This is a genomic window from Cupriavidus sp. FW305-26, from assembly GCF_058787975.1.
On record NZ_JBYTAH010000016.1, the window covers coordinates 66710 to 84622 of the forward strand.

Below are 17913 nucleotides of genomic sequence, written 5' to 3' on the forward strand. Positions count from 1 at the left end.
CCCCCGCGACGGCGCCGTCCCCCGTCCCCTCCAGCACCACCCGCCCGGCTGCCGCCGCTGGCCTGTACGAGTGCCAGGTCGCTGGCACCGGCACGGTATTCCGGTCCACGCCCAGGGAAGGCTGCCGGCTGGTCGCGGCACCCGATCCCGCCGCCCCCGATCCGCAACGATGGCTTCCCCTGATGGGTGCCAACGGCGTGATTTCGTATTTCGATCAATCCACGGTGCGCCGCCAGGGCACCGAAGTCGGCGTGGTGGTGATCCGCAATTCGCCGTCGGGGGTGATCCGCACCGCCAGCGGCGAGCCGATCCGCTCGTCGCTCAAGCGCATGGTGCTGAACTGTGCCACGTCCATGTTCGCCGTGGTCGAGCAGACGCTCTACAGCAAGCGCTTTGCGCGCGGCGATTCGCTCTATACGATCCGCGCGCCGCAGTACGGCACCTTCCAGGTCGCCGGCCCCGGCACGATTGCCGGAGAGTTGCTGCGCAAGCTGTGCCGGTAAGCCTGGCGGCGAGCGGCGATCCACGGCTGCCTGTCCAGCTCCCTATCAGGGTTTGTCCCGGTCAACGGCGCGCAAACCTTCCTCGTTGATGCTGGTGACAGGGCGCGAGCCAAAAGCGCCCGTCATGGCAGGCATCCCTGCCATACCTACCCGCAGGGCAAACGAGGAGACGGAAATGAAGAAATGGATCGTCATGCTGTCGATGGCAATGTTCGGTGCGGGCGCGATGGCGCAGACGCCGGCTACTCCGGCGACGCCTGCCACCCCGGCCACGCCGGCGGCAGCGTCGACTGACAAGGCCGCGCCGGCCAAGGCAGACAGCAGCAAGGCCAAGGCCAAGAAGACCAGCAGCAAGAAGAAGAGCCACGCGCCTGCGGCCAAGGATCCGACGAAGAACAAAGGCGCCTGAGCGCGCTGATGATGGCGGCGGGCGCACGGCTCCCCGGCAAGCGGGGAGGCAGGCTGCGCCCGTGACTGCCATGCCGCCACGCAGATAATGGCCGGCCGCGCCTGCATGGCGCGGACCCGCCGTGCGCAGGACAGCCCCGCGGCACGCGTTGCGTGTCTTCCGGGGGGATAGAGCAGGGCATGTCCGGGCGGATCGCAACCAGGAGGCTTCGGCCTCCTTTTTTTCGTCCGCTGCCGCAGGGCGGCTGCCGCCGCGCCGGCTTTGCGCCTGCGCCGCCGCACGCTATGCTTGCGGGCATCGTGCCGGACCGGGCGTGGAGCCCTCGCGCCGGCGCAGGCCAACTCGGACGGGAGCGGTCTTATGGCAACGCTAGCGGTGTGGCGGCGGTGGCGGCGATTGACGGCATTCTGGATGGCGGGACTGGGCTGGGTGATAGGCACGCTGTGGATGCAAGCCAGCCTGGCTGCGCCGGCGTCCGAGCCCGCGGCCGTGCCGGCTCCGATCGCCGTGCGCAGCGGCGCTGCGGTCGAGCTGCGCCTGATGGATAGGCCCATCGCCACCATGCGCGCCGAGATCGCGGGAGCCACCCCGGCCATGCGCGTCTCGCGCGCGCAGCTGGTGTTCGACGACCTGACGGAAAGCGAACTGGCACTGCCGCTCGGGCAGGTCAGCGGCACGTTCGGCGATGCGCCGATGGTCGCCTTCCGGCTGGGCGACCGGCTCTTGTTCGCGCTGACCTCGCAAGACCTCTCCCCGGAGGATCACCTTACGCTTGAGGCTGCCGCAACGCGCACCGCGGCGGGCCTGCGCCAGGCCATTGCCGCGCGGCGCGCGCACCTGCACTGGCCCAACCTGCTGCGCGGCGCCGCGCTGAGCCTGCTTGGCCTGGCCGTGCTGGCCGCGCTGACATGGGGCGTGGCGCGAGCCGGCGTGGCCCTGCGCGCTCGCCTGCAGGTGGCACTGGAGCGCCACCTGGCGCGGCGCGTCGGCGGCCAGTTCGACTGGACCGGCGCGCTCTACCACCTGGTTGCCCGCATCGTGCAGATCCTGGCGATCGGGCTGGTGCTGGTGCTGGCCTTTGCCTGGCTGGAGTTTGCGCTCGAGCTGTTTCCGCTGACCCAGCCCATGGGCGACCGCATGGGCGCCTTTATCGTCGGCTTGCTGTCGCAGATCGCGCTGTCGATGGTGTCGTCGGTGCCGGGCCTGGTCACGGTGGCGGTGATCGTGCTGATTACCCGCGCGGTGCAGCGGCTGGTGTCGAATATCTTCAAGGCGGTGCAGAAGGGCCAGATCACGGTGCCCGGCATGCATCCGGAAACCGCGGGCGCCACGCGGCGGCTGGCGGCGGTGGTGATCTGGGCGCTGGGCTTCACCTTTGCCTACCCCTACATCCCGGGCTCGGACAGCGATGTCTTCAAGGGGCTGTCAGTGCTGCTGGGCTTCATGGTGACGCTGGGATCGGCCAACGTGGTCAACCAGCTGATGAGCGGCATGGTGGTGGTGTATTCGCGTGCGCTGCGGCGTGGCGACATGGTGTGCATCGGCGATACGGTGGGTACCGTGGCCTCGCTCGACGCCCTGTCGGTGAAGGTGATCAACCTGCGCAATGAAGAGGTGACGCTGCCCAATGCGGTGGTGGTCGGCAGTGCCATCCATAACTACACCCGGCACGGCAGCGTGCGTGATCCCCGCGTGCAGGAAGGCTGGCAGGCTGCGCTGATCTCGACTTCGGTCACGATCGGCTACGACACGCCCTGGCGGCAGGTCCATGCGATGCTGCTGGCAGCCGCCGCCGAGGCGGCGCATATTGCGCCGTCGCCGACGTCATTCGTGCTGCAGCGGGGGCTGTCCGACTTCTACGTCGAGTACGAACTGTTCTGCGCGCTGGACCATCCGCGCAATCGCTTCTACGCGCTGTCGGCACTGCACGCGGCGATCCAGGACCAGTTCAACACCCACGGGGTGCAGATCATGTCGCCGCATTTCATGGCGCAGCCGGACAAGACCGTCTACGTGCCCGGGACCAGGTGGTACGAGGAACCCGGGTCGCCGCAGGTCGATCCGGCGGCGCGGCCGCATCGCGCGCCGTCGCGCGCGGCATGAACGCCGGCGGCGCGAGCGCTCAGCGCCGCTTACTCATCGACGTGGCGCGACTTCCATTGCCCGTTGGACTGCTTGCAGAACCAGCCGCTCCAGTGCTCTTCAGCGCTGCCGCGCTTGAGGTCAGACTTCAGGCGCCGGCAGGGCTGGCCCTTGTCGGTCTTGCTTTCGACCGGCGTGATGGTGCCGTCGATCTGCTGGCGCCGCCCCGCCGCCGGGAACGTCCATTCAACCGTCTTGCCGTCGGCCGTATCGTTCAGTGCGGTGCGCACTGACTTGGCCAGCGATGCGCCTTCCTTGTCGTTGAGCGTGCCGATGATGGTGCCGCTCAGGTAGTTGTCGAAGTACGCCTGCGCCGGTGCCGCAGCGGCAAACAGCAGGGCGGCACCAAGCGCGCCAGTGACGGCGGCGCGCAGGGCAGGGCGGACAGGGCTGACGGTAGGGTCGGATGGCCGAGGCAGCATGACGATTCCTTGTGGCTTCGTGGTGGCGTTTGGGTGGCATTGTAAGCGCAATGCAGCGCCGCAGCGGCGCTGCGGTGCGGTTGACACGTGCCAGCCGCTGACCTAGCGTTGATTGTTGCCCCCGCGCTTCGCGTCGGCCGGCAGCGGCGCCTGCCGTGCGCTTTGCAAGGCAAGCGCCTTTCCCCCAGCGAGAGGAGATCCCATGAAGCTGAGCTATCTGACCATCGGCCTGGCCCTGGCCTGCGCATTCGGCACGCTGCACGCCCAGACCACGGGCAAGGCCGACAAATTCAATCCTTACACCGACGGCGCCAAGCAAGACAAGTTCAGTACCTACTCCGATGGCGCCAAGCAGGACAAATTCAGCCCGTACTCGGATGGCGCAAAAAGCGACAACGTGACTTCGCTGAACCCGGGTGCCCGCCCTGACCAGATGGAGCCGATCCAGGGCGGCGCGCAGAAATCCTTCGACTCATATAGCCAGGGTGGCATGAAGAGCGGGAAGTTCGATCCGTATTCCGAAGGCGCCAAGAGCGGCAAGTTCGATCCGTACAGCGAAGGCGCTAAAAAGTAACACCGTATTAAAAGGGCCGGCTGCCGGCCGGCCCCGATCCGCACCAGATTCTCGCAGCCGGGAGGCGTTCGCCTCGCCGGAGCTTGCGGCCGTGTGACCCCGACGCCCGCAAAGCCTTGTCCGGAGCGGCTTTCAGGCAACCTGGCCAACATTTTGTTTCAAACCTTGCGTGATCGAAACGTGACTTTTGCGTCTCGAATTGTTATGGTTTATTGCGCATCGCAACAAACCGGACACAGTGCCCCGCGGGCCGTCTGCCTCGTGTCCGGGCCTCGCCACTCGGCGCCGGGCCCGTCTCTTGCTGTGTCGTCCTTCGTTCCGACCGCCGATGCCGGTCACCCCGATTCAACCGCTTACCCTGGCATACATGTCACAGACCGCCACGCCACGCCTGTCCATTCCCCATACCTTGCCCACCGCCGGGCCGGGGGCCCGCCGCCGGGCGGCGCGGGCGGGTGTGCGGATCGCAGCCTGGCTTGGTGGCAGCGCGCTGGCGCTGTGTGCCATGGCAGCCCAGGCGTTCGATTTCGACACGGTGGCGGCGCGCGCGCGCCAGCTGGCAGCCTCGCCTTACAAGGCGCCCCCGCAGAACCTGCCGCGCGAGTTGCGCGAGCTGTCGTACGAGCGCTACCGCGAGATCGAATACAAGCCCGAGCGCTTTGCCTGGCGCGGCACGCGCGTGCCGTTCGAGCTGTCATTCTTCCACGAGGGCATGGTGTTCGACCAGCCCGTGCGCATCCATGAAGTGGTGGGCAACAGCGTGCGTGAATTCCGCTTCGACCCGTCCGCGTTCAACTACGGCCCGCACAAGGTCGATGCCGGCAAGCTCAAGGGCCTGGGCTTCGCGGGCTTCCGCATCCTGTATCCGCTGAACCAGGGCAAGCGCAAGGATGAGCTGGCGTCGTTCCTGGGCGCGAGCTATTTCCGCGCGCTGGGCAAGGACCAGTGGTACGGCTTGTCGGCACGCGGCCTGGCGGTGGACACCGCGCTCAATTCGGGCGAGGAGTTCCCGCGCTTTGTTGAGTACTGGATCGAGCGTCCCGGCCCCAATGCCAAGGAGATCACGATCTACGCGCTGATGGATTCGCGCCGCATGAGCGGCGCGTACCGTTTCACCATCAAGCCCGGCGCCGAGACCGCGATGGAGGTCAAGTCGCGCCTCTACCTGCGCGAGAACGTGACCAAGCTGGGCCTGGCGCCGCTGACCAGCATGTTCCTGTTCGGCGAGAACCAGCCGTCGCCCGCACAGGATTTCCGTCCCGAGGTGCATGACTCTGACGGCCTGTCGATCCACCTGGGCACCGGCGAATGGGTCTGGCGCCCGCTGGTCAATCCCAAGCGCTTGCTGGTCACCTCGTTCGCGGCGACCAATCCGCAGGGCTTCGGGCTGATGCAGCGCGACCGCACCTTCAACAGCTACCAGGAGATCGGATCGTGGTATGAGCGCCGGCCGAGTGGCTGGGTGCAGCCGCGAGGCAACTGGGGCTCGGGCCGGGTAGAGCTGGTGCTGATCCCGACGCCGGACGAGACCAACGACAATATCGTCGCGTACTGGGTGCCGGACAACCCGCCCAAGCCGAAGCAACCCTTCGACTATGAGTACCGGCTGCTGTGGCAGAAGGACGGCGAACAACAGCCGCCGCTGTCGTGGGTGACCCAGACCCGGTTGGGGCAGGGCCAGACCCGCAACAAGGAAGACACGAGCTTTTCGCTGGTGGTGGACTTCGAAGGCCCGGCCTTCGGCAAGCTGCCGGCGAACGTGCGCATCGACCCGGTAGTTTCGGCCGATGCCAACGGTGAGCTGCTGAAAACGTCGGTGCAGCGCAATGAGGCGACCGGCGGCTGGCGCATGACCATGGTGATGCGCCGCAAGGACGAAACCAAGCCGGTTGAGTTGCGCGGCTATCTTCGCAACGGCAATACAACCCTATCCGAGACATGGAGCTACATCTTACCCCCAGGCTAAAGCAGCGACCGGCCAAGGCGGCGGCATGCGAGCGCTATGTCGACCGCCTGCCGGTATCGCCTGAAGTGCGCAGCGAACTGCTGGCAGACGGCGCGCCCGCGACGCCGGTCGCACCGGTCACGCCCGTGGCATCCGTTGCCCCCGTGATCGCCGTTACCGCCGACGGCCGCGATGCGCAGGACGCGATCACGCGCCTGCAGTCGCGCCTGGCGGCCAAGGACACGCCGCCCGCGCAAGGCGGCAGTGCCTACGCCTCTGTCGGCCGGCGTTTCACGATCGCATACGGCAATCCCCAGGTGGATGGCGCACCGCTGCTGCAGCGGCGCGAAGACGGCACCGTGAAGGTCGACACCGGCCCCGAGCCCGAGCGCAGCTCGATGGTGCCGCGCCAATGGCCGCCGCATATCGTCACCGGCTGGCTGCGCAATACCTGGCGCCGCATGCTCGGCCGCCCGCCCGTGCCCGAGACCTGGGACACGCTGCACGACGGTCCCGATGCCGAAGGCAAATGGCATCCCGCCGGCTCGCACCGACGCTGGTTCCTGCTGGGCCTGGTCGTGATCCAGACCGTGCTGGCCACCTACTTCATGAGCAACGTGCTGCCATACCACGGCGCCGATCCGCTCGAGATCGCCATCCTGGTGCTGTTCGCCGTCCTGTTCTCATGGGTGTCGGCGGGCTTCTGGACGGCAATGATGGGCTTCCTGGTGCTGGCCAAGGGCGGCGACCGCCACCTGATCTCGCGCTCGGCCGCGCCCGACGGGCCGATAGCGCCCGAGGCGCGCACCGCGATCATCATGCCGATCTGCAATGAGGACGTGACGCGCGTGTTCGCGGGGTTGCGCGCCACCTATGAATCGCTGGCGCGCACCAGCCACCTGTCCAACTTCGATTTCATCGTGCTGTCGGACAGTGGCAATCCGGACCTGCGCACCGCCGAGCATGACGCGTGGATGGAGCTGTGCCGCGCCGTCGGCGGCTTCGGCCGCATCTTCTACCGCTGGCGCCGCCACCGCGTGAAGCGCAAGACCGGCAACGTGGCCGACTTCTGCCGCCGCTGGGGCAGCAAGTACCGCTACATGGTGGTACTCGATGCCGACAGCGTGATGAGCGGCGACTGCCTGGCCACGCTGGTGCGGCTGATGGAAGCCAACCCCGGCGCGGGCATCATCCAGTCCGCACCCCTGGCAGTGGGTCGCGAGACCCTCTACGCGCGCGTGCAGCAGTTCGCCACGCGCGTGTACGGGCCGCTGTTCACGGCCGGCCTGCACTACTGGCAGCTGGGTGAATCGCACTACTGGGGCCATAACGCCATTATCCGCGTGCATCCGTTCATCGAGCACTGCGCGCTGGCGCCGCTGCCCGGCCGCGGCCCGCTGTCGGGCGAGATCCTGTCGCACGACTTTGTCGAGGCCGCGCTGATGCGCCGTGCTGGCTGGGGCGTGTGGATTGCCTACGACCTCGAAGGCTCGTACGAAGAACTGCCGCCCAACCTTCTGGACGAGGTCAAGCGCGACCGCCGCTGGTGCCAGGGCAACCTGATGAACTTCAGGCTGTGGCTCAAGCAGGGCTTCCACGTGGTGCACCGCGCGGTGTTCCTGACCGGCATCATGGCCTACCTGTCGGCGCCGTTGTGGCTGCTGTTCCTGCTGCTGTCCACGGCGATGCTGGCCAAGCACGCGCTGGTGCCGCCGGAGTACTTCACGCAGCAATACCAGCTGTTCCCGACCTGGCCCGAATGGCATCCGGAAAAAGCGCTGGCCTTGTTCTCCGCCACGGCCACGCTGCTGTTCCTGCCCAAGCTGGCCAGCGTGGTGCTGCTGCTGAAGCAGGCGCGCCGTTATGGCGGGGCGGTGCAGCTGATTGCCAGCATGCTGATCGAGGTGATGCTGTCCGCGCTGCTGGCGCCCACGCGCATGCTGTTCCACACCAAGTTCGTGATCGCCGCGTACAGCGGCTGGGGCATCTCGTGGAAGTCGCCCCCGCGCGAAGACGCCGAGACCAGCTGGGGCGAGGCATTCCGTCGCCACGGCTGGCACACGGCCCTGGGCCTGGCTTGGGGTGGCCTGGTGTACTGGCTGAACCCGTCCTACGTGCTGTGGCTGCTGCCGATCGTGGGCTCGCTGGCGCTGTCGATCCCGTTGTCGGTGATGCTGTCGCGGGTGTCGTTCGGTCGCGCCTCGCGCAATGCGGGCCTCTTCATGATCCCCGAGGAGACGCAGGTACCGCGCGAGATCGTCGAGACGCAGCAGCATGTCGAAGCCGCGGCCGAAACGCCTGACTTTGTCGATGCCGTGGTGGACCCGGTTACCAATGCGCTGATGTGCGCGACCGCCACGCCGCGCGTGGTGCAGCCGGAATCGGCACGCAAGCGCCATGAGGCCCTGGTCGAGCATGCGCTCACGCATGGCCCGCGCGCGCTGACGCCCGCGCAGAAGCATGTGCTGCTAGGCAATCCGTTTGCACTGGCACGCCTGCATGAACTGGTGTGGGGCTCGCCGCTGGCCGATGCCGGCTGGAAGGACACGCGCATCCTGGTGCGGCGCGCGGCCAACGTGCTGCCGCTGCGCCCGCGCGCTGCCTGAGCGGTACTGACCCAAACGAGAACGGCCCGCATCTGCGGGCCGTCTTTCTTTTGCGCGGGCGGCGTGCCGTGCCGCATCAATTGCAATCGATTCTTGTTTGTATTGGCTAGCGCAGCGCGGCCGTGCAGATGGGCGCGTTGATGTAGACATCGCCGATGCGGCGCTCGCCACGGTCCTTGCGCGTCATGTAGCGGAACATCAGGCTGATGCCTAGCTTGGTCAGGATCTCGACGTCGCGGTTGGCGCAGATATTGCGCTGCAGGGGCGCAGCGTAGTTGACCTCGAAGCTGGCCAGGTCCAGCATCGGCCCGCGGTAGTTGGTGAGCTCCAGCTGGAACAGCACATGCTTGCCGGGGATCGACTGGCAGCGGCGCAGCCGCGTTTCTCCGTCGATTTCGATTGGCAGGGCGTCGTTGAGCTGGCGGCAGGCGCGTGCCAGCACGTTGTCGGGCCGCGTGGTGTTGCGCAGCAATTCAGGCACGCCGGCGGCGCCGGTGTTCTGGCCAGTGGCAGCGCCCTTGAGCATGCGTGACAGCGGGTCGGCCTCATCGATCGCTGGGGCCGGCGCCGAGGCGGCGACATTGCGCGCCTGCGCCGGCGCGGCGTTGCCGGGCTGGGGCTGAGGCAACAGCAGCGCAGCCGCGAGTGCGGCCGGGCCTAGCGAAGCGGAAAGCGGCGTGTGTCGTATTCTCATGCAGGCTAACGTTGCCGGGACCGATACTGTCGTCCGTCTCTGCGTGGCCGACGGTGTGGCTTGCGCCGACAGGCTGGCATTGTACCCTCCACCTTGCCACAGGTGAAAGCCGCGCCACCCCGCAAGGGCATCCGCAGCGCCGGATTCGCGCTGCCGTGATCGCAAATGACCTGACACCACTATTCACCAATAGCGCCAACTTCGCCAGCATCATCGAACCCGACCTTGGCGGGGCAGTTTTTCTGAACGACTGTTTCAAAACCCGCTACGCCAGTGCCGTACCGCTTTCGTTATGCTGTGCAACAATTGCGTCTTTTCACGGGTTGCAGGCGCGGGCTGCGGCGCAAGCAGGCTGGCCGTGCATGACAACGCCGTTCCCCCCCGGATACTTCCCATGCTCCGTTCCACCAGCGCTGCCTCGGCCGCGCGCTTTCCTGCCTGGCTGCTGATCTGCGGTTCGCTGATGGCGATCGCGCCGTTGTCGATCGACATGTACCTGCCGAGTTTTCCGTCGCTGGCCGGCGATCTCGGCGTGGACATCGGCCAGGTGCAGCTGACCCTCGGCACATTCCTGGTGGGGCTGGCGCTGGGGCAGGCTTTCTATGGGCCGTTCAGCGACCGCTTCGGGCGCAAGCCGCCGCTCTATGTCGGCCTGTGCCTCTACGTGGCCGCCGCGGTGGGCTGCGCGCTGGCACGCAGCGTGGAGTCGCTGATGCTGTGGCGCTTCCTGCAGGCGCTGGGCGGCTGCGCTGGCATGGTGATGGCACGCGCGGTGATCCGCGACCGGCTTGAGGCGCATGAGTCGGCGCGCGCCTTCTCGTCGCTGATGCTGGTGATGGGGGTTGCGCCGATCCTGGCACCGATCGTCGGCGGCGCCATTCTCTCGGTGTCGGGCTGGCGCGCGATCTTCTGGGTGCTGGCGGTGGCAGGGATGCTGATCCTGCTGCTGGTACACCTGCGCATGGAGGAATCGCTGGACCGGCGCCATGCGGCGCCGCTGAGGCTCGGCACGGTGGCGAAAAGCTACGCCGAGCTGCTGCGGGATCGCGAATTCCTCGGCTATTCGCTGTCTGCGGGTTTCGGCTCGGCGGGCATGTTCGCGTATATCTCCGGCTCGCCGTTCGTGCTGATCGAGCTGCACGGCATTGCGCCGTCGCACTACGGTTTTGTGTTCGGTGCCAATGCGCTGGGCCTGATCACGATGTCGCAGCTCAACGCCAGGCTGGTGCGCGGCCGCTCGCTCGATCAGGTGCTCGGGGGCGCGCTGCTGGCTGCCTGTGCGGCGGGCCTGGCGCTGGCTGTTGCCGCGCTTGCAGGCGTGGCGGTGCTGCCGGTGCTGCTGGCGGGCTTTTTCGTCTTTATCGGCGCGCTCGGCTGCGTATCGCCGAATGCGTCGGCACTGGCGCTCGCCCATCAGGGCCATCGCGCCGGCACGGCTTCGGCGCTGATGGGCACGCTGCAGTTTTCACTCGGGACGCTGGGCGGCGCGGCAGTCAGCCTGTGGCGCGACGGCACCGCGCTGCCGCTGGGCGTGGTGATGGCGGCCTGCGGCGCGGGCGCGGTGCTGATGCGATACTACGGGCGCTCAGGCCCCCGCTGATACCGTCTGCGAGCCGTCGTCAGGCAGCCTGTTGCGCGGCGGCCTGCTGCGCCAAAGCCTGTTGCACCACCACCATCTGCGCCGGCATTGGTGCGGCATAGCCGGCCTGGCCGAAGCTCTCGCGGATGATGCGGTTGGTATCGAAATAGACTTGCCAGTAGTGGTCGTTGTGGCAGTACGGACGCACCGCCAGCACCGGGCCGACCAGCGTGAACTCCAGGATCTCGACATCGACCGGGGGCTCGGCCAGCACGTTGGGGATCTCCGCGATGCGGGCCTTCAGCAGCGCTGCCGCATGGGCGGTGTCGGTGCTGCCGGCAAGCTGCGCTTTCAGTTCCACGCGCCGGTACGGGTTGGCCGTGAAGTTCTGGATGGTATCGCTGAAGATCTTGTTGTTGCCGACCACGGTCTGCACATTGTCCGGTGTGTCGAGCGAGGTCGCGAACAGGCCGATCTCGCGCACCGTTCCGGTCACGCCGCCGATCGTCACGAAGTCTCCCACCTTGAACGGGCGCAGCACCACCAGGAACGCACCGGCAGCGAAGTTCGCCATCAACCCCGACCAGGCCATGCCGATGGCCACGCCAGCGGCGGCGATCAGTGCGGCGAAGGTCGTGGTCTGGATGCCGAAGTAGCCGAGGATGCCGATCACCAGCACCACGTTCAGCGTCACGGTGACGATCGAGCCGACATAGCGCAGCAGCGTGGGATCGACCTTCTGCTTGCCGAGCGCGTTCTGCACCATGCGCACGACAAAGTGGATCAGCCAGCGGCCGATGACCCAGAAGGCAAGGGCCGCCAGGATCTTGACCCCGAATTCTGTCGCGTAGGTGACGACCAGGGCCTTGAGGTTATCGAAGGTAGTGGCATCCATCGGCGTAGTCCTTTCATGTTGGTGTCCGGCCGGCCGCCGGCACAACATCCCCCGATTCAGCCGGCAGCAATGTGCTAGCCCTGCGCGCTGTTGCGGCGCAATACATGGGCACGGCAATTATTGAGACGCCGTACCGGAAGTGCAAGCAAATTATTGTTAAGACAAGCTGCCTTGCGCAGCTTGTCAATTTAAATCAGGACGGCCCGCACGCCATTACCAGTTGGTTTCCCGTTCCGGCGTTGCCGAAATCCGGTGCAAGGTCAGGTCCGCTCCGTTGAATTCGCCTTCGGCATCGAGCCGGATGCCCACCAGCTTCTTCAGCGCGCCATATACCACGGTGCCCCCGGCCAGCGCCACCACGATGCCAAGCACGGTGCCGATCGCCTGCGCGCCCAGCGACACACCGCCCAACCCGCCCAGCGTCCTGGCTCCGAAGATGCCCGCGGCAATGCCGCCCCAGGCGCCGCACAGCCCGTGCAGAGGCCACACGCCGAGCACGTCATCGATATGCCATTTGTTCTGCGCCAGCGTGAACATATAGACAAAGAGCGCGCCGGCCACCGCGCCGGTGATCAGCGCGCCGAGCGGGTGCATCAGGTCCGAGCCAGCGCACACCGCCACCAGTCCGGCCAGCGGCCCGTTGTAGGCAAAGCCCGGGTCGTTGCGTCCGGCCGCCCAGGCCGCCAGCGTGCCGCCGGCCATTGCCATCAGCGAGTTGATTGCCACCAGGCCGCTGACCTTGTCGACCGTCTGCGCGCTCATGACGTTGAAGCCGAACCAGCCCACCGCCAGCACCCAGGCGCCTAGCGCCAGGAACGGGATGTTTGAGGGCGGATGGGCGCTGATGCGGCCGTCCTTCTGGTAGCGCCCGCGCCGTGCGCCCAGCAGCAGCACCGCGGGCAGCGCGATCCAGCCGCCCAGCGCATGCACCACCACCGAGCCGGCGAAGTCATGGAATGGCGCGCCGGCCACGCGCGTAATCCAGTCCTGCACACCATAGCGCTGGTTCCAGGCGATGCCTTCGAAGAACGGATAGACAAAACCTACCAGCACGAAGGTGGCGACCAGTTGCGGGTTGAAGCGTGAACGCTCGGCAATACCGCCCGAGATAATCGCAGGAATGGCCGCGGCAAATGTCGCCAGGAAAAAGAACTTGACCAGTTCGTAACCGTTTTTCTGCGCCAGCGTTTCGGCCCCGGACATGAATTGCACGCCGTAGGCAATGGTGTAGCCGATAAAGAAATAGGCGATGGTCGAAACTGCAAAATCCACCAGGATCTTTACCAGTGCGTTGACCTGGTTCTTCTTGCGCACCGTGCCCAGTTCCAGGAAGGCGAAGCCGGCGTGCATGGCCAGCACCATGATGGCGCCTAGCAGGATAAACAGGGCGTCGGTGCCGGTCTTCCAGTCGTCCATAGTGACCTCATGCTCAAAATGGGAGCGTGAGTACGCAAAAAGCATTCCAGCAACGGCCGCATCCTGGTGCCATGTGCACCTTGTCGGGTAAAACCGCACCGGAATGCCGCGCGCAGGCAGGGGCGGGCGCTGCTGGTAGCGTTGCCGCTGGCATCGCCGTGATAGTGCAGATGCGCCAAAATGGCGCGAAACGGCGGCGCGGGCTGAACCGTTATGGTGCGGCGCCCCATTTGTGGGAATCTATCCTATGCTGCTGGTTTGCCCCACGCGCGGGCCGGTCTGGCGTTGCCGCGCTGCGGGACGGCCCGGCAAAGCCGGCTTCTGGCAAGCGGGAAAGGCGTGGAAAATTGCCCGCTAACCGGCCTCAATCAAGGATTTGCGGGTTTTTTTGTCGCATTGGTGCCACTGGGGATTGCTCTACGCGCGACGGGCAGATTAGACTGCGCCGATCGATGGCTTTGCCGCGAGGCACGCACATCGGTGACGACGACCAACAAGGGAAATCAGCCATGAATAAAGGTGAACTGGTATCGGCCATCGCCGCGGAAGCAGAACTGAGCAATGCCGCCGCCGAGCGCGCGCTCAACGCAGCGCTGGACAGTATCAAGAAGGCAGTGGCAAAGGGCGATTCGGTGACGCTGGTGGGCTTTGGCAGCTTCAGCGCCGGCAAACGCGCCGCCCGCACCGGCCGCAATCCGCGCACCGGTGAAACCATCAAGATCCCGGCCGCCAAGACGGTCAAGTTCTCTGCCGGGCAGGGTTTCAAGGACGCGGTGAACAAGAAGAAGTAAGCAGTTTGCGTCCACAGCGTGAAAAGCGGCCTTGCAGGCCGCTTTTTTGTTGCCTGGCACGGCCACGCCTGCCGGTACCGGGCTGCAGCCGGCAACGGCGGGCACGATCCGGGTTAAACTGCCGGCGCCAGCGTTCCGGCGTGCAGTCAGGCAATGCCGCCGTCGCAGGTTCGCCCCAGAAATCCCGCCCCCGCAATCCGTACCCGCATCATGAACGATCTGTCCCACCAGCTTTCCATGACCGTGCTGATGACGCCGGACATGGCCAACTTCTCCGGCAACGTCCACGGCGGCACCATCCTCAAGTACCTGGACATGGTTGCCTATGCGTGCGCCAGCCGCTACGCCGGCCGCTACGTGGTAACGCTGTCGGTCGACCAGGTGGTGTTTCGCCAGCCGATCCACGTGGGCGAGCTGGTGACCTTCCTGGCCTCGGTCAACTTCACCGGCCGCAGCTCGATGGAAATCGGCATCAAGGTGGTGACGGAAAATATCCGCAGCAAGCTGGTGCGCCATACCAACAGCTGCTACTTCACCATGGTGGCCGTGGACGACAACGGCACGCCGGCCGAGGTGCCGCCGCTGGAGCCGCGCGACGAGGTGGAGCGCCAGCGCTTTGCCGCCGCCCAGCAGCGCCGCGCGCTGCGCCAGGAAATGGAAAAGCGCCACGACGACATCAAGTCGTCGGTGACCTGAATACCCCGCCATGAAGCGCTACTGCAATCGCATCCGCACGGTCCTGGCCGTCGTCTGTCTGACGGCCGCCTCGGGCGCCCACGCCGAGGAGATCGGCAGCGTCAGTACCAATTTCCGCATGACCGGCTCCGACAAGGTCGTGATCGAAGCCTATGACGACCCCCAGGTGGACGGCGTGACCTGCTATGTGTCGCGCGCCCGCACGGGCGGCATCAAGGGCCAGCTGGGCATGGCCGAAGACCCGCCGGAGGCATCGATCGCCTGCCGGCAGGTGGCCACGATCGCCTTCAAGGGGCCGATCCGGCAACAGGACAACGTCTTCTCCGAACGCATGTCGATCCTGTTCAAGGCCCTGCATGTCGTGCGCGCGGTCGACCGCAAGCGCAATACGCTGGTGTACCTGACGTACTCCGACCGCATTGTCAGCGGCAGCCCGCAGAACAGCGTCACCGCCGTGCCGGTGCCGGCCGGCACGGTTATCCCGGTGAAGTAACCCTGCAGCAGCCGGCCCCGGCACCTGGTGGATCAGGGCGCCAGCGCCGCGCTCTCCGCCTGGCAGTCGCGCGACGGGCGCGCGCCGCTGGCGCGTGCCGCCGCCACTTCGCGGCGGGCGCGGTCCAGGTCGGCGCGGAAGGTGGGGTCGGCATGCAGCCGCGCCACCGTTGCCGCGGCCATCATGCGGCCCTCGTTGACATCGCTTTGCCAGTGCACGTTGCAGACCACGCGGCTCTGGCCGAACGCGCGCCCGCGCGCCAGGATGTCATTGGCGCGTTCCGGCTCGACCTCAGCCAGAATCAGCGCCCAGGCCCAGCCGATGGCGCTGTGGCCGGACGGGTACGAACCGTCCTTTTCCAGCTTGGCGGTCTCGGCCGGCGTGCACATCTGGGTCTTGTTGGCAACGAAGGGGCGTGTGCGCTTGTAGTGGTCCTTGGCCTTGTAGGTGGACAGGCCGGCATCGACCAGGCTGCGGCGCAGCAGGATGTTCAGGTACGGCGTTTCTTTCTCGCTGACCGGCACGCCCAGCGCGCAGGAGAATGCGCTGGCGGCCTGCGGGAACGTCAACACGGCATCCTCGCCAGCCACTTGCCAGCGCGGTGAACCGCGCAGCGTCCCGGCCTGCCGCGCGGCATCCTCATCCAGCGCCAGCGCTGCCGAGCCCTGCGCCGGCGGCGCGGGCAGCAGCTTCAGGCTGTCCGGGCGCGCGTCGGTAGCCAGGTAGCCGGCAGGCACGCCCGGGCGCAGTTCCGGCACCGCGGACAGGTTGGTGCCGCCGGCGGCGCAGCCAGCCACCAGGGCGGCGAGTGCCACCGCGATAGTTGCCCGCACCGGGGCGGACGGGGAGTGGTCACGCTTTGCTTGTTCCGTCAATTTGTCGTTCCTTGTTGTTCTTGTCGAGTCGGCGCTCCTGCCGCAGCTCAGGTGGCAGCGTCGAACAGCTTGCGCAGGTTCGACTTCAGGATCTTGCCATTGGCATTGCGCGGCAGCATCTCCTGGTAAATCAGGATACGCACCGGCACCTTGAATGCCGCCAGCCGGGTGCGCACGAAATCCTGCAGCTCGGCCTCGCTTGCCTGCATGCCGGGCTTCAGGCTGATCACCGCGGCCGGTTCTTCGCCCAGCGTCTTGTGCGCGAGTCCGACCACCGCGGCATCCATCACCGCGGGATGCTCGTACAGGGTGCTTTCCACCTCGATGCAGTAGATGTTCTCGCCGCCGCGGATCAGCATGTCCTTCATCCGGTCGACGATATAGACGTAGCCTTCCTCATCCAGCCGCGCAATGTCGCCGGTGCGCAGCCAGCCGTCGGCAAAGGTCTGCGCCGTGGCCTCGGGCTTGTTCCAGTAGCCGCGCACGACATTGGCACCGCGCGCCATCAGCTCGCCGGTTGCGCCGGGCGGCAAGGCGCGGCCGTGCCCGTCCACCACCTTCATCTCGCCGATCGGCAGCGCCGGGCCGCTGCTGTCCGGGCGCATCACGTATTCCTCGGCGCTGTGGCTGGTGAAGGTGGACGACGTTTCCGTCATGCCCCAGCCGATGCCGGGAGCGGCCAGCGGGAATACCTCGCCGATGCGCCGCACCAGTTCGGGCGATGCCGGCGCGCCGCCGTAGTTGACGTTCTCCAGCGAGGACAGGTCGAAGCGGCCGCGCTCCGGATGCTCCAGGATCTGCCACGCGATGGTGGGCACGCCGCCGGCCGCGGTGCAGCGCTCGCGCTCGATCAGCTCCATGCCGCGCAGCGCGTCCCAGCGGTGCATCAGCACGATCTTTCCGCCGGTGGCGATGGCGCCGTTGAGCACCGCCATGCAGCCGGTGACATGGAAGAACGGCACCGCCAGCAACATGGCCTTTTGCGGCGCGGCGGGGTCCGGCGCGGGAATCGGCTCGCCCCGGCGCAACAGGTTGCGCATCGGGCTGAAGCTGCCTGCAACCGCCACGTTGGTGGAGTTGCGGTGCGTGCCGAGCGCGCCCTTGGGTTTGCCGGTGGTGCCCGAGGTGTAGAAGATGGTGGCGTCGTCGTCCGGATCGATATCGACCTGCGGCGGCGCCTGGTCTGGCAGCGCGGCCCAGTCAGCCGGGCTGCCGATCACGCTTTCCAGCGGGGCCACGCGCGGCTCGGCCGCGGTGCCGCCGGCACGTGAGGCATAGACGCGTTCCAGCGCCGGGCAGCCCGGCAGGTGTTCCAGGATGCGGTCGAGCCGTTCGGCATCGACGATCGCCACGCGGCTGCCGGAATCGGCCAGTCCGTACTCCAGCTCGGCCCCGGTCCACCAGGCATTGAGCGGCGTCACGATGGCACCCGCCAGCAGCGCGCCGTAGAACGCCACCGGCCATTCAGGCAGGTTGCGCATGGCTACGGCCACGCGGTCGCCCTTGCGCACGCCATCGCGCACCAGTGCATGGGCGAGGGCGATGGCGGCGCGACGGAAGGCATCGTAGGAGACGCGCTCGTCCTCATAGACCACGAAGGTGCGGTCGGCAAACGCGCGCGTGTTCAGCAACAGCTCGCGCAGCGTGGGCGGTGCGTTCTTCCAGACGGTGGTGGGGATGCCGCGGATCACGCGCGTTTCGGTTTCGAACGGCGCGCCGGGCGCGGTAAGCCGGGCGTGGGCCTCGGCCAGCGACATGACCGGCCAGGTGCCGGCCAACTGCGGATTGCTCGACATGACTGCCTCCCGGAACTGCACTGCAGGTTGAGGGAAATGCAGGAAAGCGGCGGGGGGGGGGGGGGGGGGGGGGGGGG

The 17913-nt window shown here is 67.0% G+C and carries 16 protein-coding genes; 10 read left to right on the top strand and 6 right to left on the bottom strand.

All coding sequences use genetic code 11. The annotated features are described in order from the left end of the window. The 3 genes from AC3WQZ_RS11985 to AC3WQZ_RS11995 all read left to right on the top strand — a co-directional run. Window positions 1-503, top strand: a 503-nt coding sequence (locus AC3WQZ_RS11985; protein ID WP_492300603.1) for a surface-adhesin E family protein, incomplete at its 5' end; no start/stop codon positions are given. A gap of 175 nt (window positions 504-678) precedes the next feature. Next, a complete protein-coding gene (locus AC3WQZ_RS11990; protein WP_010814156.1) occupies window positions 679-912 on the top strand; it encodes a hypothetical protein in 234 nt (77 codons plus the stop codon). 360 nt (window positions 913-1272) lie between these two features. Further along, window positions 1273-3015 carry a mechanosensitive ion channel family protein gene (locus tag AC3WQZ_RS11995; protein WP_037025458.1) on the top strand — a complete coding sequence of 581 codons (1743 nt, stop codon included), beginning with the start codon at window positions 1273-1275 and terminating at the stop codon, window positions 3013-3015. Between the two features lie 29 nt (window positions 3016-3044). On the opposite strand, the gene AC3WQZ_RS12000 is transcribed toward AC3WQZ_RS11995, so the two are convergent. After that, on the bottom strand, window positions 3045-3476 hold the full coding sequence (locus AC3WQZ_RS12000) for an RT0821/Lpp0805 family surface protein (RefSeq protein WP_010814158.1): 432 nt from the start codon (window positions 3474-3476) through the stop codon (window positions 3045-3047). 202 nt (window positions 3477-3678) lie between these two features. Here AC3WQZ_RS12000 and AC3WQZ_RS12005 point away from each other — a divergent pair, with 202 nt between their 5' ends. The 3 genes from AC3WQZ_RS12005 (at window position 3679) to mdoH (ending at window position 8601) form a co-directional block, all read left to right on the top strand. Beyond that, window positions 3679-4050: a hypothetical protein gene (locus AC3WQZ_RS12005; protein ID WP_010814159.1), complete on the top strand. Its 372-nt coding sequence runs from the start codon at window positions 3679-3681 to the stop codon at window positions 4048-4050. Between the two features lie 367 nt (window positions 4051-4417). Next, entirely contained in the window at window positions 4418-6016 is a 1599-nt protein-coding gene (locus tag AC3WQZ_RS12010; RefSeq protein WP_492300605.1) for a glucan biosynthesis protein G, read from the top strand. After that, window positions 5989-8601: a glucans biosynthesis glucosyltransferase MdoH gene (gene mdoH, locus AC3WQZ_RS12015; RefSeq protein ID WP_081225829.1), complete on the top strand. Its 2613-nt coding sequence runs from the start codon at window positions 5989-5991 to the stop codon at window positions 8599-8601. Before AC3WQZ_RS12010 ends, mdoH begins: the two co-directional genes overlap by 28 nt. Window positions 8602-8707: 106 nt before the next feature. On the opposite strand, the gene AC3WQZ_RS12020 is transcribed toward mdoH, so the two are convergent. Next, a complete protein-coding gene (locus tag AC3WQZ_RS12020) occupies window positions 8708-9295 on the bottom strand; it encodes a hypothetical protein (protein ID WP_058697084.1) in 588 nt (195 codons plus the stop codon). 394 nt (window positions 9296-9689) lie between these two features. On the opposite strand from AC3WQZ_RS12020, the gene AC3WQZ_RS12025 reads away from it, so the two are divergent. Further along, complete coding sequence (locus AC3WQZ_RS12025) at window positions 9690-10895, top strand: Bcr/CflA family multidrug efflux MFS transporter (protein WP_010814163.1); 1206 nt, start codon at window positions 9690-9692, stop codon at window positions 10893-10895. Between the two features lie 19 nt (window positions 10896-10914). Here AC3WQZ_RS12025 and AC3WQZ_RS12030 read toward each other — a convergent pair whose 3' ends face one another. Beyond that, entirely contained in the window at window positions 10915-11769 is an 855-nt protein-coding gene (locus AC3WQZ_RS12030; protein WP_010814164.1) for a mechanosensitive ion channel family protein, read from the bottom strand. Between the two features lie 213 nt (window positions 11770-11982). Next, entirely contained in the window at window positions 11983-13185 is a 1203-nt protein-coding gene (locus tag AC3WQZ_RS12035) for an ammonium transporter (protein ID WP_492300607.1), read from the bottom strand. A gap of 509 nt (window positions 13186-13694) precedes the next feature. Here AC3WQZ_RS12035 and AC3WQZ_RS12040 point away from each other — a divergent pair. From AC3WQZ_RS12040 to AC3WQZ_RS12050, 3 genes are all read left to right on the top strand, one after another. Beyond that, window positions 13695-13976 carry an HU family DNA-binding protein gene (locus tag AC3WQZ_RS12040; RefSeq protein ID WP_010814166.1) on the top strand — a complete coding sequence of 94 codons (282 nt, stop codon included), beginning with the start codon at window positions 13695-13697 and terminating at the stop codon, window positions 13974-13976. A 210-nt stretch (window positions 13977-14186) separates the two neighbouring features. Further along, window positions 14187-14672, top strand: coding sequence for an acyl-CoA thioesterase (locus AC3WQZ_RS12045; RefSeq protein ID WP_010814167.1), 486 nt, complete (start codon window positions 14187-14189; stop codon window positions 14670-14672). Window positions 14673-14682: 10 nt separating this feature from the next. After that, window positions 14683-15165 carry a CreA family protein gene (locus AC3WQZ_RS12050; RefSeq protein WP_010814168.1) on the top strand — a complete coding sequence of 161 codons (483 nt, stop codon included), beginning with the start codon at window positions 14683-14685 and terminating at the stop codon, window positions 15163-15165. Between the two features lie 32 nt (window positions 15166-15197). Here the strand turns inward: AC3WQZ_RS12050 and AC3WQZ_RS12055 are convergent, their stop codons facing one another. After that, window positions 15198-16040 carry an acid phosphatase gene (locus AC3WQZ_RS12055; RefSeq protein WP_231881501.1) on the bottom strand — a complete coding sequence of 281 codons (843 nt, stop codon included), beginning with the start codon at window positions 16038-16040 and terminating at the stop codon, window positions 15198-15200. Window positions 16041-16087: 47 nt separating this feature from the next. After that, window positions 16088-17836 (bottom strand): class I adenylate-forming enzyme family protein, encoded by a 1749-nt coding sequence (locus tag AC3WQZ_RS12060; protein WP_010814170.1) that lies wholly within the window; start codon window positions 17834-17836, stop codon window positions 16088-16090. Window positions 17837-17913 lie beyond the last annotated feature (77 nt).